This window comes from Candidatus Skiveiella danica (assembly GCF_022705245.1).
GTDB lineage: Bacteria > Pseudomonadota > Gammaproteobacteria > Burkholderiales > Burkholderiaceae_C > Skiveiella > Skiveiella danica.
The window spans coordinates 1-14,306 of record NZ_JAKJEW010000053.1; the positions used below are offsets into that span (position 1 = coordinate 1).

12 protein-coding genes and 1 pseudogene are annotated in these 14,306 nt (G+C 65.2%); 10 read left to right on the forward strand and 3 right to left on the reverse strand.

Annotated features, from left to right (window positions below):
* Nucleotides 1–231: 231 nt before the first annotated feature.
* A complete protein-coding gene (locus tag ACMUOY_RS19215) occupies nt 232–1,695 on the forward strand; it encodes a PLP-dependent aminotransferase family protein (protein ID WP_413894348.1) in 1,464 nt (487 codons plus the stop codon).
* Here the strand turns inward: ACMUOY_RS19215 and ACMUOY_RS19220 are convergent.
* From ACMUOY_RS19220 to ACMUOY_RS19230, 3 genes are all read right to left on the reverse strand, one after another.
* Nucleotides 1,649–3,085 carry a PLP-dependent aminotransferase family protein gene (locus tag ACMUOY_RS19220; RefSeq protein WP_413894349.1) on the reverse strand — a complete coding sequence of 479 codons (1,437 nt, stop codon included), beginning with the start codon at nt 3,083–3,085 and terminating at the stop codon, nt 1,649–1,651. The genes ACMUOY_RS19215 and ACMUOY_RS19220 overlap by 47 nt on opposite strands.
* A 119-nt stretch (nt 3,086–3,204) precedes the next feature.
* A complete protein-coding gene (locus ACMUOY_RS19225; RefSeq protein ID WP_413894350.1) occupies nt 3,205–3,897 on the reverse strand; it encodes an LrgB family protein in 693 nt (230 codons plus the stop codon).
* Nucleotides 3,897–4,292: a CidA/LrgA family protein gene (locus tag ACMUOY_RS19230; RefSeq protein ID WP_413894351.1), complete on the reverse strand. Its 396-nt coding sequence runs from the start codon at nt 4,290–4,292 to the stop codon at nt 3,897–3,899. Before ACMUOY_RS19230 ends, ACMUOY_RS19225 begins: the two co-directional genes overlap by 1 nt.
* Nucleotides 4,293–4,447: 155 nt before the next feature.
* On the opposite strand from ACMUOY_RS19230, the gene ACMUOY_RS19235 reads away from it, so the two are divergent.
* The 9 genes and pseudogenes from ACMUOY_RS19235 (at nt 4,448) to ACMUOY_RS19275 (ending at nt 14,254) form a co-directional block, all read left to right on the forward strand.
* Nucleotides 4,448–5,125 (forward strand): hypothetical protein, encoded by a 678-nt coding sequence (locus ACMUOY_RS19235; RefSeq protein ID WP_413894352.1) that lies wholly within the window; start codon nt 4,448–4,450, stop codon nt 5,123–5,125.
* Between the two features lie 5 nt (nt 5,126–5,130).
* Nucleotides 5,131–6,540 carry a cytochrome c oxidase accessory protein CcoG gene (gene ccoG, locus ACMUOY_RS19240; protein WP_413894353.1) on the forward strand — a complete coding sequence of 470 codons (1,410 nt, stop codon included), beginning with the start codon at nt 5,131–5,133 and terminating at the stop codon, nt 6,538–6,540.
* Between the two features lie 19 nt (nt 6,541–6,559).
* Complete coding sequence (locus tag ACMUOY_RS19245; RefSeq protein WP_413894354.1) at nt 6,560–6,961, forward strand: thioredoxin family protein; 402 nt, start codon at nt 6,560–6,562, stop codon at nt 6,959–6,961.
* A gap of 7 nt (nt 6,962–6,968) precedes the next feature.
* The gene (locus ACMUOY_RS19250) at nt 6,969–7,634 is read left to right on the forward strand and encodes a Crp/Fnr family transcriptional regulator (RefSeq protein ID WP_413894355.1); all 666 of its coding nucleotides are present in this window, start codon (nt 6,969–6,971) and stop codon (nt 7,632–7,634) included.
* A 198-nt stretch (nt 7,635–7,832) separates the two neighbouring features.
* A pseudogene (locus ACMUOY_RS19255) lies at nt 7,833–9,997 on the forward strand (thiamine pyrophosphate-dependent enzyme).
* Nucleotides 9,994–11,571: an indolepyruvate oxidoreductase subunit beta family protein gene (locus ACMUOY_RS19260; RefSeq protein WP_413894356.1), complete on the forward strand. Its 1,578-nt coding sequence runs from the start codon at nt 9,994–9,996 to the stop codon at nt 11,569–11,571. The pseudogene ACMUOY_RS19255 and the gene ACMUOY_RS19260 overlap by 4 nt, the downstream one beginning before the upstream one ends.
* A 68-nt stretch (nt 11,572–11,639) precedes the next feature.
* Nucleotides 11,640–12,668, forward strand: coding sequence for a TRAP transporter substrate-binding protein (locus ACMUOY_RS19265; protein WP_413894357.1), 1,029 nt, complete (start codon nt 11,640–11,642; stop codon nt 12,666–12,668).
* A 4-nt stretch (nt 12,669–12,672) separates the two neighbouring features.
* Nucleotides 12,673–13,164: a TRAP transporter small permease gene (locus tag ACMUOY_RS19270; RefSeq protein ID WP_413894358.1), complete on the forward strand. Its 492-nt coding sequence runs from the start codon at nt 12,673–12,675 to the stop codon at nt 13,162–13,164.
* Nucleotides 13,154–14,254, forward strand: a complete 1,101-nt coding sequence (locus tag ACMUOY_RS19275; RefSeq protein WP_413894359.1) for a TRAP transporter large permease — start codon at nt 13,154–13,156, stop codon at nt 14,252–14,254. The genes ACMUOY_RS19270 and ACMUOY_RS19275 overlap by 11 nt, the downstream gene beginning before the upstream one ends.
* Nucleotides 14,255–14,306: the final 52 nt, after the last annotated feature.

The following is a 14,306-nucleotide window of genomic DNA, read 5'->3' on the forward strand; positions in this document are numbered from 1 at the left end:
TAGATCAGGGCGTCACCGTCCAGCGAGCTGTTGGTGGGCCTGTGCCGTTGACGGCTCGCCGGGGCCCGCACCAAAACGAACGGACGGCCATGCAATCAATGCACCCGATCAATGGCGGACGCGCACCGTTTTGCCGTTGCAAAGCCCCCGCCAGCGATGCAATCTGCCCGCCGCGCAGGCACACTCGGGTGATCGTTTTGAAGCCCTTGCGCCGCCCGCACAGACACCGCCATGCCGTTCACCCACTGGATCGTCCGCCTCAAGAGCAGCACGCTGCCGGCCTACCAGCTCATTCCCGAGCTGATCGCGCAGGACCTGCAGCAAGGCCGGCTCGCGCCCAGGGAACGCCTGCCCCCGCTGCGGGACCTGGCTCTGAAGCTAGACCTCAACTACACCACCGTGGTCCGGGGTTTTGCACAGGCGCGGGAACGAGGCCTGATCGTCTCCCGGCCGGGCCTGGGCTCGTTCGTGCGCGGCTCGTTCATCGGGCTGCCGCTGCGCGCCGGCACGGGTGCCGAGATGACCATGAACCTGCCGCCGGAGATGGCCGACCACCCCGCCTGCCAGCGGGCCCAGGAGCAGGCGGCCGGGTCGATGGCGCTGGCGAACTTTCAGGACCTCATGAGGTACCAGGACTTCGGTGGCACCGCCAGAGACCGCCACCTGGCTGCGCAGTGGATGGCTCAGTGGGTGCCCGACGCCGTGCCGGAGCGGCTACTCGTGGCCCCGGGCATACACAGCGTGCTGCTGGCGCTGACGAGCCTGCTGGTCAAACCCGGGCAGTCGCTCTGCGTGGAGCCGCTGGTCTACCCTGGCATCAAGGCCATCGCCGCCCAGCTGGGCACCCGGCTGCACCCCCTGGCCATGGACGAACAGGGCTTGATCCCCGAGTCCTTTGAGGCCGCCTGCAAGAGCACACCGGTGGGCGCGCTCTACCTGTGCCCCAACCTGCACAACCCCACGACCGCCACCCTGCCCATTCGCCGCCGCGAACAACTGGCCGACATCGCGCTGCGGCACAGCGTGCCCATCATTGAAGACGATGCGTACGGCATGTTGCCAACCGCCGTGCCGCCGCCCCTGATCGAGTACGCGCCCGAACTGACCTACTACATCAGTGGCCTGTCAAAGTGGTTGGGCGCCGGGGTTCGGACGGCGCACGTGTTCGCGCCCACCACGGCCACGCACCAGCGCCTGGCCGGTGCCTTGCGGGCGACCACGGTCATGGCCTCACCACTGACCAACCACCTGGTGTCCGACTGGATCGAGCACGGCATTTGCCAGGAGGTGCTCACTGCCATGCGGGAAGAATGCCGCTGGCGCAGCGATCAGATCCGGCAGCGCCTCATGCCCTTCGACGTGCGGACCCAGCCGAACGGCTTCCACGCCTGGCTGCCGCTGCCCCTGCCCGAAGACGGCGCCAGCCTGGCCTCCGACATGGCCAACCAGTTGAGAAGCCTGGGGGTCGCGGCGGTGGCCGGTAGCACGTTTTCTACCGACCGGAACCCGCCAGAAGGCCTGAGGATCTGCCTGGGGGGATCGCTCACCCGCAACGACTGTGGCCGGGCGCTGCAGGCCGTGGTGGATGCGCTGGAAAACAGGGTGCCCGACCCAGCGTCCAGACTGAATCCGTCGGCCGCAGGGCCGTTCAGCGGCCCACCATCAGATCCCCCGCCAGCCTTCCCAGCGTTTTGATCGCGCCGTCAAACCGCGCATCCCCCGGGTGCCCCACGTTCAGCCGCAGGTGGTGGGTGAAGCGGTGGTCGGCCGAGAACAGCACGCCCGGAGCGGTGCTGATGGCGCAGGCCCGCGCCCGCTGGTGCAGCGCCAGCGCGTCCACCTCGGGCGGCAGTTCCAGCCAGAGGAAGTAGCCGCCTTCGGGCCGCGTCACGCGGGTGCCCGCCGGGAAGTGCCGCTCCACCAGTTTCAGCGCGTGGGTCTGCTGCGTGGCCAGGGCTTCACGCAGGCGGCGCAGGTGGCGGTCGTAACCGCCCTGGGCCAGGTAGTCGGCCACCGCCAGCTGCGGCGGGATGGCCGTGGCCAGCGAGGTCATCATCTTCAGCCGCTCGACCTGCGGCGCGTAGCGCCCGGCAGCGGCCCAGCCCACGCGGTAACCCGGCGCCAGGCATTTGGAGAACGACGAGCAGTGCAGCACCCCGCCCTGCTGGTCAAAGGCCTTGGCCGGCGGCGGGCGGCGCGCGCCCGCGTGCAGCTCGCCGTACACGTCGTCCTCGATCAGCGGCACACCGTGCTGCGCCAGCAGCGCCACCAGGGCTTGCCGCCGCGCGACCGGCATGAGCGCGCCCAGCGGGTTCTGGAAGCTGGGCATGAACCAGCAGGCCGCCACCGTCTGCCGCGCCAGCAGCTCGCCCAGCGCGGCCAGGTCCACGCCCTCCTTCGGGTCGGTCGCCACCTCCACCGCCTTCAGGTGCAGGCGCTCCAGGGCCTGCAGCGCGGCGTAGAACGTGGGCGACTCCACCACCACCACGTCGCCTGGCTTCGTGACCGCCTGCAGACAGAGGTTGAGCGCCTCCATGGCGCCGTTGGTGATGATGAGTTCGTTGTCGGCCAGCGGCACGCCCTGCAGCGCGTAGCGTTTGCGCAGCGCCAGGCGCAGGCCCTCGTCGCCCGCGGTCAGCGCGCCGGTGATCTGGCTGGCCTTCAGGCGCCGCATGGCGCGTGCGCCGCTGCGCGCCAGCTCGTCGAACGGGAACAGGTGCGGTGCCGGAAAGGCCGAGCCCAGCGGCACCACGTCGGCATCGCGGGTGGAGCCCAGCAGGTCGAACACCAGCTCGCTGATGGCCACCGGCGTGGCCTCGCTGCGCGGGGGCGCCGGTTCAGGGCCGGCGCGCAGCGGGCGGCGCGTGGCGCGCACGAAGTAGCCTGAACGGGGGCGCGCCTCGATCAGCCCCAGCGACTCCAGGTGGCCGTAGGCCTGGAACACGGTGGACGGGCTCACGCGCCGCTGCTCGCAGGTGACGCGCACGGACGGCAGGCGTTCGCCCGGGCGCAGCAGGCCCGCGCGGATGGCGTCTGCCATGTCTTCGGCCAGCTGTTGGTATCGGGTCAGGCGGTTGCCGCTCATCTGATCTTCCGAGGTCAAGTTTCCTGGGATTGTTGCAGCGCAGGCGGTGGACGGCAAACCCGATGGCCCGCCCGACGCCAGCGGTGCGTCCGCCGGCTGCCTGTACCGCCGCGGCATTTTCACAACCAGCGCGACAGCACGGCCAGCACCAGCGCGGTGGCCACGCCGTTCAGGCCCATGGCCAGGGCCGCGAAGGCCACGCTGCCGGGGTGCGTCTGCAAGACCCGCGCGACGCCGATGGCGTGCGCCACCAGGCCGAGCGTGAAGCTGCGGACGACCTCCCCGTCCGCGCCACCCCCTTGCCCTTCCCCCACCCGCAGCCAGCGCAGCAGCGGCCCCGCCAGCATGGGGCCCAGCACGCCGGTGGCCACCACGGCCATGGCCGCCACCGCCGGCACGCCGCCCGCGCGCTCGGCCGCCAGCAAGGCCATGGGCATGGTCGCGGCCTTGGGCGCCAGCGACAGCGCGAACGACATGGGCGTGCCCAGCAACCCGCACAGTCCCACGGTGCCCAGCACCGACACCAGGCAACCCGCCGCCAGCGCCGCCAGCAGCGGCACGGCCAGCCGCCGCAGCAAGGCCGCCTGCCGGTACAGGGGCACGGCCAGGGCGATGACGGCCGGCCCCGCCAGCCAGCGCAGCACCCGGGTGGCCTCGGCGTACACCGGGTAGCCGGTGCCGGCCAGCGCCAGCGCGGCGAGCACCAGCGCCGTGCCGGTGAGCACGGGCAGGCACAGCAGGTGGTGGCCGCTGCGCCGGTACAGCCACAGCGCGGCCAGGTAGGCCGCGAGCGTGATGACCGACCAGAGCATCAATCCGCCGCCCGCTTCAAGAGCCGCTGCAGGGTCCAGGCGGTGACCACGATGGTCAGGGCCGTGACCCCCACGGACACCAGCAGGAACGCCACCGCGTGTTGCGCCAGCAGCCCGACGTACAGGCCCACCGCCGCCACCGAAGGGATGAGCAGCAGCATCAGGTGGCGCAGCAGCGGCGCACTCACATCGTCCAGCGCCTGGGGCACGTGGCCCCGCAGCACCAGGCCCACCAAGAGCAGCAGCAAACCCACCAGTGAACCGGGCACCGGCCAGCCGGTTCGCGCCACCAGGGCATCGCCCAGCCACTGCAGCGCCACCAGACCTGCCATGGCCAGCAGGGCTTTGGCGGGCCGGGCGATCCGGGGCCACCGGCGAGTGTGTGAATCCGACATGGAACGAGTATCTCCGCGCCGCTGATGGCGACCCGGCTCAGAAACGGCTCTTTTTTCCAGAAACAGCGGATCAGATGCGGAAAACAGCGCCATCTGATCTGGTCCGATTTCATTTCAACTGAATCTGTGCAATCAGATCATCACGAGCGACCATCGTGGCCATGCTCACCGACACCGGACTCCTTGGCACCGCTCCCGTTGTGAACGCGCTTCAAGCCTCACGCTCACCCCTGCAGCGGGTGGTGGACTCCGGCCTGCTGCGCTGTGCGGTGCCCCGCGATCTGGGCGGCAACGGCGGCGGCCTCGACGATCTGGCGCATGCCGCCGGGCTTCTGCAACGGCAGGACCCGGCCGCCGCAGCGGTCCTTTGGGCGCAACGCCTGGCCATCGAGGCGCTGGTGCAGACCTTCAACGTGGGATTGCGTGAGCTCTGGCTGCCCGAATTCCTGATGGGCAGCCGGGCGGCCACGCTGGCCCCGGGCGGTCGGGAACTGAGCGCTGAAGACACCGGACGTGGCTGGCTGCTCAGCGGGCGATTGCACGGGGTGCCCAACCTGCCCTGGGAGGGCTTCTCGCTGGTCGCACCGGTGCGTCTTGGTGACGGCAACGCGGGCTGGGTGCTGCTGCGCAGCGAGGAAGACGGCTTGTCGGTTCATGCCACACCAGAAACCCATCCGCATGAACACGAATCAACTCAAGTCTCGATCCACCTGAACCGTGTCTTCTTCCGCGAAGACGAATGGCTGGGCGAACATGATCTGGCGACCCTCCTGAGCCCTGTGGCTGAGGCTTTGGCGCCATGCCGTCCAAGCGCTGCTGTCTTGAACACTTGAATCCCATGACCCATCGCACCATCCCCATCGTCCCGGTCAGCGGCCGGCCCGCCGCAGACAAGATCCAGGTGCGCTCGATTTCGGGCCTGTTCACCCGCTGGCGCTGGGCGATGGTCTGGATCACGCAGTTGGTGTACTACGGCCTGCCCTGGCTCAGCTGGAACGGTCGCCAGGCGGTGCTGTTCGACCTGGAAGCCAGCCGCTTCTTCCTGTTCGGCGCGGTGCTCTACCCGCAGGACCTGATCTACCTCGCCGGCCTGCTGGTGATCAGCGCCCTGCTGCTGTTTTTTGCCACCACCGTAGCCGGGCGCGTGTGGTGCGGTTTTGCCTGCCCGCAGACGGTGTACACCGAGCTGTTCCAGTGGATCGAGCACCGCACCGAAGGGGATCGCCAGGCCCGCCTACGGCTCGATCGCAGCCCCTGGACTGCAGAAAAAATCGCACGACGCAGCGGCAAACATCTCGCCTGGGGCCTGCTGGCGCTGTGGACCGGCTTCACGCTGGTGGGCTATTTCACGCCCATCCGCGAACTGGCCCTGGCCGTGCCGTACCAGCTCGGTCCCTGGGAAGGTTTCTGGATCGGCTTCTACAGTCTGGCCACCTACGGCAACGCCGGTTACCTGCGCGAGAGCGTGTGTCTGCACATGTGCCCATACGGCCGCTTTCAGGGTTCGTTGATGGATCAGCGCACGCTGAACGTGGCGTACGACCACCACCGAGGCGAGCCGCGCAGGGCCGGCGCAGACCGTGACAGCCGTGACAAATCTGCCGGGCACTGCATCGACTGCACGCTCTGCGTCCAGGTCTGCCCGACCGGTATCGACATTCGCCAGGGGTTGCAGGCGGCCTGCATCGGCTGTGGGCTGTGCATCGACGCATGCAACCAGGTGATGGACAAAATCGAAGCGCCCCGGGGCCTGATCCGCATGGCTTCGTTGATGGAACTGGGTGGCGGCGCGTCGGCGCAGGGGACGTCCTTCAAGCGATTCTGGAGACCGCGCGTAGTGGTCTACGGCACGCTGCTGCTGATCGCCATATGCGCTGTGGCCACTGCCTTTGTGACGCGCCCTGAGGTCCGGCTCAATGTGCTGCGCGACCGCAACATCATGGCCCGCATGGTGGAACATGGCGCGGTGGAGAACGTGTACACCCTGCAGCTGATGAACGCCTCGGACCGCGTGCAATCGCTGAACGTGATGATCGAACCGAACAGCGATGTCAGCTTGCTCCACCGGTCCACCGTGGTCCTGCAACCGGCCCAGGCCACCAACCTGACCGTGACCGCGCGCATGCCCAACGCGATGGCCGCGACAAAGGCGGGCGAGATCCTCAACATCCACTTCAACGTGACCGACATCGATCACCCGTCGGCCAAACCCGTTCGCGAGCCTTCGACGTTCATCGTGTCGCGATAAGGCTGCGGCAGAGCGCTCCATGTCCAGCCGCAGTGCAGTTCCGCCAACGGTGCCGGAACCCGACGCGCCCACCAGCGATAACGTCTGGGTGATCTGCCTATGTGCCCAGTGGTGCCACCAGTGCCGCGATCTGCAGCCGGCGTTTTCCATGCTGCGCCTTCAACAGCCCGATGTGCGCTGGGTCTGGGTTGACATCGAAGACCACAGCGAGATGGTGGAGGCGCTGGACATCGAGACGTTTCCCACATACATGGTAGTGGCGGACGATGAGGTCAAGGTGCTGGCACCCGGTCCGACAAACACCGATGTACTGAACCATTTCGCGCGGATGCACGCTTCCAGCCGATCAGGCCAGGGCCTGAACAACCCGCCGCTGTGGGCCGTGTTCCAGGCCATCCGATCGTGGGCACAAGGCACGTGAAACCACCATGAGTCAGCAACTGGTCGTCTCCCATTCGCACCGCTTCACAAGGTCCCCGCTTCCGGCCATCCAGCTGGTCCCGAAGCTGGCCAGATTCCTGGCTAAAAGCTATATCTATCAGCAGGGCGAACCTTCCTCGACCGCGTTCGTGATCCGATCGGGCATCGCCTGCCTGGAGAGCGTCAATCACCGGGGCGAGCGCTGCATCGTTCATTTCCTTGGCCCGGGGGCGCTCATTGGCCACGAAGCCTGTCTGGGCGAGCCACGGTATTTCGATGCCCGTGCCTGCAAAGACCTCGTGTTGGAGCCATTCGCCAGCCAGGCCAGATCGGACGCGGGTCGTCACGCGGGCATCCAGTCACGGTCCAGTATGGACGTATCACACCTGCTGCGGGACATTACAAAGTTTCGGGTGGAGCTGCACCGCTCAAGCGCCAGGCGCCGCGTGCTGTTGCTGCTGGATCAGCTCAGAAAAGCCCACCTCTCGCAAGCTACTTCCATCTGGTTGCCAAGCCGCCACGAGATGGCCGACACGCTCGACATCAACCACGTGACGGCCAGCAGGGTGGTCGCCCATCTGTTCCGCGAGAACGTGCTGATCCGAGCGCCCCGAAACGACGAAGTGGGCGTCGACTGGCACCAGGTGCACCGCCTGCTGCAAGCGGAACACTGAACCTCACGCCCACACCTGTGATGTCGGTTCGGCGCGGTTTCGAGACTAAATTTAATTCATCGATATGCAACAACGTTTGCATTGATAGGACAACTTTCACAGGACACCTAAGCTCGCGCTAACAGTCAAAGCCCAGCCACCGAGCGGCTGGAAAACACAACAAGTCGAGGTGCCAGACACCATCGACAGGAGACAAACATGGAGCGTTCATTCGCTGAAGAGATCTCACGCCTGTCGCTGGGCGCCGGAGAAGAATTTCATGGTGAAGGCATCCTCGCCGTCACCAAAGCCCTGCTGCAATCCGGTGTGAGCTACATCGGTGGCTACCAGGGCGCGCCGGTTTCCCACCTGATCGACGTGCTCGGCGATGCGCGCGAGCTGCTGGACACGCTGGGCATCTACTTCGAGAACAGCGCCTCCGAAGCTGGCGCCGCCGCCATGCTGGGCGCCTCAATCAACTATCCGGTTCGCGGGGCGGTCACCTGGAAGTCCACCGTGGGCACCAACGTCGCGTCGGATGCCCTGTCCAACCTGGCCTCGTCCGGTGTCCAGGGTGGAGCACTGGTGATCCTGGGTGAGGATTACGGTGAGGGCTCCAGCATCATCCAGGAGCGCACCCACGCGTTCGCCATGAAGTCGCAGATGTGGCTGATGGACCCCAGGCCCAACCTGACGTCCATCGTCGAGGCAGTTGAGAAGAGCTTCGAACTCTCCGAAGCCAGCCACACGCCGGTCATGCTCCAGCTGCGCATCCGTGCCTGCCACGTGCACGGTTCCTTTGTCTGCAAAGACAACCGTGCCCCCGCGATATCGACCCGCGAGACCATCAGCCAACCCAAGTTCGACTTCTCGAACATCAACCTGCCCCCGTCCATCTACGCACACGAGCGGCTGAAGATCGAGTCGCGCTGGCCTGCAGCGGTCAAATTCATCAAGGACCATCAGCTCAACGAGCGATTCGAGGGCGACTGCACCGACGTGGGACTCATCATTCCTGGCGGCCTCTACAACGGCACGATCCGTGCGCTGCAGCAGCTGGGGCTGGCAGACACCTTCGGCAACAGCCGCATTCCGCTGCAAGTGCTCAATGTGGTTTACCCGCTGGTCCCCGATGAGCTGGTCGAGTTCTGCGCCAACAAACGCGCGGTCCTGATGGTGGAAGAAGGTCAGCCCAACTACATCGAAGAATCCCTGCAAGCGATTCTTCGTCGCGCCCAGAGCGACACGCGCCTGTACGGCAAAGACATCTTTCCGATGGCGGGCGAGTACACCGGCGAGGTTCTGACCAAAAGCCTGGCTGAGTTCATCAAGCAGGCCGCACCGGCCGCGCTCGCCGAACAAGGGCCGCCGAGGTGTCGGAGGCCGCCGCTCCGCTGGCACAACTCAAGCCGCAAGCGGTTGAAGCGCTGGGAGTTCCGGTGCCTGCCCGACCGCCGGGCTTCTGCATCGGTTGCCCGGAGCGCCCTGTCTTTGCCGCGTTGAAGCTGATGCAGAAAGAACTGGGCAATGTCCACGTGAGCGCCGACATCGGGTGCCACACCTTCGGCACCTTGCCCCCTTTCAACACGGGCAGCACCGTGCTGGGCTACGGACTGGGCCTGGCCAGCTCATCGGGCGTCGGCCCCTTGATGCAGAACCGGGTCATCAGCGTCATGGGCGACGGGGGTTTCTGGCACAACGGCTTCACCAGCGGGGTGGTGAATGCGGTCTACAACAACCAGGACTCCGTGCTGGTGATCCTCAAAAACGGCTACACATCGGCCACAGGTACGCAGGCGATTGCGTCTTCTCCCACACAGCCGGCGGGCAAGACCCTGACGCTAGATATCGAGACCGCCCTCAAAGGCGTGGGGGTCCAGTGGATACGGAAAATCACCAGCTACAACGTGGCTGAGATGCGGGACACGCTGCACGATGCCATGACGACAAACGAAGGTGGCCTCAAGGTCATCATCGCGGACGGCGAATGCCAGCTGGAACGGCAGCGGCGCGTAAAGCCCATCAACGCGGCCAAGCTCAAGCGCGGTGAGCGCGTGGTGCGCACCCGGTTTGGCATCGACGACGATGTGTGCACCGGCGACCACTCGTGCATCCGTCTGTCCGGCTGCCCTTCCCTGACCATCAAACCCAATCCCAGTCCGCTGCGGACCGACCCTGTCGCCACCGTCAACCAGGGTTGTGTGGGCTGTGGCCTTTGCGGCGAGAACGCACACGCAGCCATTCTTTGTCCTTCTTTCTACAAGGCTGAAATCGTCCAAAACGCCAGTGCGTGGGAACGGTGGCTGTACCGCCTGCGGAAAGGTGTCATCAACGCCATGGTGGGTAAACCCCAAGTGCCCGCCGCGCAGGAGGTCAGCGCATGAACACGTCTCAAAAGGAACCCCACATTGTCACCATTCTGGTTGCAGCCATGGGCGGAGAAGGCGGTGGGGTGCTCGCGGACTGGCTGATCTCGGCCGCAACCGCACACGGCTACCCGGTGCAGAGCACCTCGGTGCCAGGCGTCGCGCAGCGCACTGGTGCGACGAACTACTACATTGAAATCTATCCTGTTGCACGTGCTGACCTGGGTGGCCAGCAACCCGTCTTCAGCCTGACACCCAGCCAGGGCGATGTGGACATCGTGGCCGCGTCCGAGCTGGTCGAAGCGGGTCGGGTTCTACAAGGCGGCTTTGTGCACCCGAAGCGGACCACCCTGGTCGCGTCGACCCACCGCGAGTACGCGGTGGCTGAAAAGATGGCCATGGGCGATGGTCGCTACGACGGCACGCGGGTGATCAACGCCGCCAGCGACCTGGCCATGCACAGTCACCTGTTCGACATGCGCGCCTTGGCCTGGAAGCACGGCACGGTCATCAACACCGTGATGTTCGGGGCCATGGCGGGTAGCGGCGCGCTGCCGTTCTCACGGGAAGCCTGCGAGCAGGCCATCCGCGAATCGGGCAAGGCCGTTGACGCAAGCCTGAAAGGTTTTGCCGCCGGGTATGACCACGTGACAAAAAAAGCGGTGACCGGTCACGGTCAAGCAGCCCCGTCAACCGCTTGGAAAACCGTTCATCCGAAGCTGGCATCGTTCGCGGAGCCGCTGCGCAGCGTCGCCCAACACGGTGTGGAGCTGACCACGGACTACATGGACGCCAGGTACGCCGACCTGTACCTGGAGCGGGTTGAATCCATCCAGCGGCTGGAGAGCCACAGCGCCGGGGATTACCCGATTTCGACCGAGACGGCACGCTATCTGGCCCTCTGGATGAGCTACGAGGATGTCATCCGGGTGGCTGATCTCAAGACCCGCTCAGACCGATTGGAACGGGTTCGCAAAGAAGTGGGCGCACGTGCGGATGAACCGGTTCTTCTGACCGAATACCTCAAGCCCGGTCTCGATGAAATCTGTTCGCTGCTGCCCACCGGTGCCGCCACCTGGCTGAGAAAAAAACTGGCCCACAAGGCGCACAAACTCAACGTGGGCTTGCACGTGCGCACCGACACCGTGCGGGGCTTTGCCATGCTTTGCGTTTTGCGCTCGCTGCGCGCCTGGCGTCGCAAAACTTCGCGCTTTGCGTCGGAACAGGCGCTCATCGATCGTTGGTTGGAGGCCATTCGCCAGGCGCAATGCACGGGCTCCAGACTGGCCTACGAAGTGGCCCTGTGCGGCAACCTCGTCAAAGGTTACGGGGAAACCAGTGAGCGTGGCCACAGCAGCCTCACCACGGTGCTAAAGGATGTTGAAGCCTGGCTCAGTCTCACCATTGAAAAGCGTGACGCGCATTCGATCGAACAAGCGGTCGCTCGCGTTCGCTCCGCACGCGAGGCCGCGCTGGTGGACCCGGAAGGCCGGGCGCTGGCCCGCTCGCTGGGCCTGCCGCCTCCCCCAGTTCGGTCCCACCCGATTCGCATCGTCCGGCGCCCCAAACCGGCGAAAGAAATGACGCTCTAACGCCCCAATTCAGCACTGCCCGTTTTTTCAACGCCCGAATCAATGGGCACCCATAAAGGAGACAGACAATGAACTCACGCAACCGCATCAACGTCGTGGCGAGCGCCGCACTGGCGATGGCCTTTGGCATGCAGGTCCATGCCCAGGACAAACCCGTGGAGATGAAATTCGGCTTCTGGGTGCCCGCCCAGCACACACTGGCCAAGACCAGCATCGAGCCCTGGGCCAAGTCCATCGAAGCGGCCTCCAAGGGCAGCATCAAGGTAGCCCTCTTCCCGGCCCAGCAACTGGGCAAGGCAGCCGACCACTACGACATGGCCCGCGACGGCATCTCTGAGATCTCCTGGGTCAGCCCGGGCTACCAGGCTGGCCGTTTCCCCATCTTCGCGGCCAGTGAACTGCCGTTCCTCATCTCGCAGCCGGGCACGGGCTCTGCCGCTGTGGATGCTTGGTACCGCAAACACGCCGAGAAGGAAATGAAGGATGTGAAGTATTGCTTTGCGCACATCCACATCGGCACGCTGCACTCCAAGAAGCCGATCACCGAACCAGGCCAGATCAAGGGTATGAAGATCCGTCCCGCGAACGGTACGGTCGCGCAGACCATGGTGCACCTGGGTGCCAGCAATGTGCAGGTGTCCGCGCCCGAGTCGCGCGACGCGCTGGAGAAGGGTGTGGCCGATGCCATCACCTTCCCCTGGGATTCGCTGATTTCCTTCAATATCGACAAGGCGGTGAAGTTCCACCTGGACACCAAGCTGTACGCAGCCTCTTTCGTATGGGTCATCAACAAGCCCTGGTTTGAAGGGCTTTCGGCGAACCAGAAGAAGGTGATCAACGACCACTGCAGCAACGAATGGGCTGCCAAGGTCGGTGAGGGTTGGGGTGGCGCCGAAGACGCGGGTGAAGCCAAGCTGGCAGCCACTGCCGGTCACACCATTGTTCAGCTCACTCCAGAACAAGTTCAGACCTGGAAGAAGGCCGTCGAACCCATCACGGCGCAATGGAGCCAAGGTGCACAAAAGAGCGGCGCAAATCCAACCGAGGTGCTCAATGACCTCAAGCGCGAACTGACGGCACGCAAAGCGGCGTACTGATCCCATGAAGAAGATTCTCGACACGACCGAATCGGTCGCGGCCTTCTTTCTTCTGGCCATCGCCTTGCTGACCGCTGGCAATGTCTTCATCCGGAATGTGGCGGACGTGCAGGTGCCTGACTGGTACGACGGATCCAGGCTGCTGTTGGGAATCTCCATCTTCTGGGGCATGGCCATCGCCACCTACCGTGGCGGCCACATCTGCGTGGACGCGCTTTGGGAACACTTGGGACCACGCAACCGGATTCGCATGGACATGCTGGCGACAGTGTTGACGTTTGCCTTTCTCGGCCCCCTGGCCTGGATGGTGTGGATCAAAGTCAGCGGTACCGGCGAACAGGCCACCTCGGACCTCCGCCTGCCCATGAGCTGGTTCTATGCCGTGGCCGCACTCGGCGCCACGGCCGCCGCCATCCTCTCTGCAGCCCGGGTGGTGCAGATGTGGCGGCGCGCCAGCGGGAACGTCGACCCACTGGAGTTTGAACATGGATCGTGATCTCGTCGCCCTGCTGGGTTTCGTGCTGATGCTGGTGCTGATGGTGCTTCGTGTGCCGATCGGCATTGCCATGGGCATCGTGGGTGTGCTGGGTTTCGGGATGCTGTCCACCTGGACGGCTGCCTTCAACCTGCTGGCCAACGTGCCCTTGTCCGTGGTCACGGACTACGACCTCGCCGTCATTCCCATGTTCATCCTGATGGGTGCGTTTGCGTCTCAGGCCGGGATGAGCAAGGAACTGTTCACCGCCGGTCGGGCATGGTTCGGCCACCGGCGCGGCGGCCTGGCCCTGGCTTCCATTGCTTCGTGCGCGGGCTTTGCCGCCATCAATGGCTCGTCGGTGGCCACGGCCGCGACCATGTCACAAGTCGCGCTGCCAGAAATGCGGCGCGCCGGCTACGACCCGGGCTTTTCGGCCGGTCTCATCGCAGCAGGTGGCACCCTGGGGATCATGATCCCGCCGTCGGTCATCTTCGTGCTGTACGGCATCATGACCGACACGGACATCACCCAGCTTTTTGCAGCGGGCGTGGTGCCCGGTCTGCTGGCGGTGGTTGGATATTCGATCGTCGTCCACCTCACGGCATTGCGGTACCCCGCCATGTTGCCTGTGGGCGAACAGCACACCTGGCGGGAACGCTTCAGCAGCCTCAAAAACCTGTGGGCCGTCATCCTGCTGTTCATGTTCGTGCTGGGCGGCATCTATGGCGGGTTGTTCACCGTTCAGGAGGCGGCGGGCGCGGGCGCCATCGGTACCTTGCTCATCGGGGTGGTCCGCGGTCAGCTTCGCAGCAAGACCATTCGCCTCGCGCTCATCGATGCATTGCGGGTCTCCTCCGCCATCCTGCTGATCGTGGTGGGCGCCTTCCTGTTTGGCTACTTCCTCACTATCACGCAGTTCACCCAGAAGGCGGTCGATTTTCTTGTGCACCTGCCCGTTGGGCCCTACGGTGTGCTGGCGCTCGTGATGCTGGGCTACCTGTTGCTGGGCGCGGTGATGGACGAGCTGGCCATGATTCTCCTGACGGTTCCCGTCGTCTTCCCTGCCATGGTTCAGCTGGGGTTACGGATAGGAAATTCAACCGCATGAGGCCAAGTATGGCACGAGTCTTTGGCTTCGAAACACGTCGGCCAAGGCAGAC

Coding starts and splice junctions, on each gene's coding strand:
- ACMUOY_RS19215 (WP_413894348.1), top strand. CDS start 232: ATGCCGTTCACCCACTGGATCGTCCGCCTCAAGAGCAGCACGCTGCCG.
- ACMUOY_RS19220 (WP_413894349.1), bottom strand. CDS start 3,085: ATGAGCGGCAACCGCCTGACCCGATACCAACAGCTGGCCGAAGACATG.
- ACMUOY_RS19225 (WP_413894350.1), bottom strand. CDS start 3,897: ATGCTCTGGTCGGTCATCACGCTCGCGGCCTACCTGGCCGCGCTGTGG.
- ACMUOY_RS19230 (WP_413894351.1), bottom strand. CDS start 4,292: ATGTCGGATTCACACACTCGCCGGTGGCCCCGGATCGCCCGGCCCGCC.
- ccoG (WP_413894353.1), top strand. CDS start 5,131: ATGACCCATCGCACCATCCCCATCGTCCCGGTCAGCGGCCGGCCCGCC.
- ACMUOY_RS19245 (WP_413894354.1), top strand. CDS start 6,560: ATGTCCAGCCGCAGTGCAGTTCCGCCAACGGTGCCGGAACCCGACGCG.
- ACMUOY_RS19250 (WP_413894355.1), top strand. CDS start 6,969: ATGAGTCAGCAACTGGTCGTCTCCCATTCGCACCGCTTCACAAGGTCC.
- ACMUOY_RS19260 (WP_413894356.1), top strand. CDS start 9,994: ATGAACACGTCTCAAAAGGAACCCCACATTGTCACCATTCTGGTTGCA.
- ACMUOY_RS19265 (WP_413894357.1), top strand. CDS start 11,640: ATGAACTCACGCAACCGCATCAACGTCGTGGCGAGCGCCGCACTGGCG.
- ACMUOY_RS19270 (WP_413894358.1), top strand. CDS start 12,673: ATGAAGAAGATTCTCGACACGACCGAATCGGTCGCGGCCTTCTTTCTT.
- ACMUOY_RS19275 (WP_413894359.1), top strand. CDS start 13,154: ATGGATCGTGATCTCGTCGCCCTGCTGGGTTTCGTGCTGATGCTGGTG.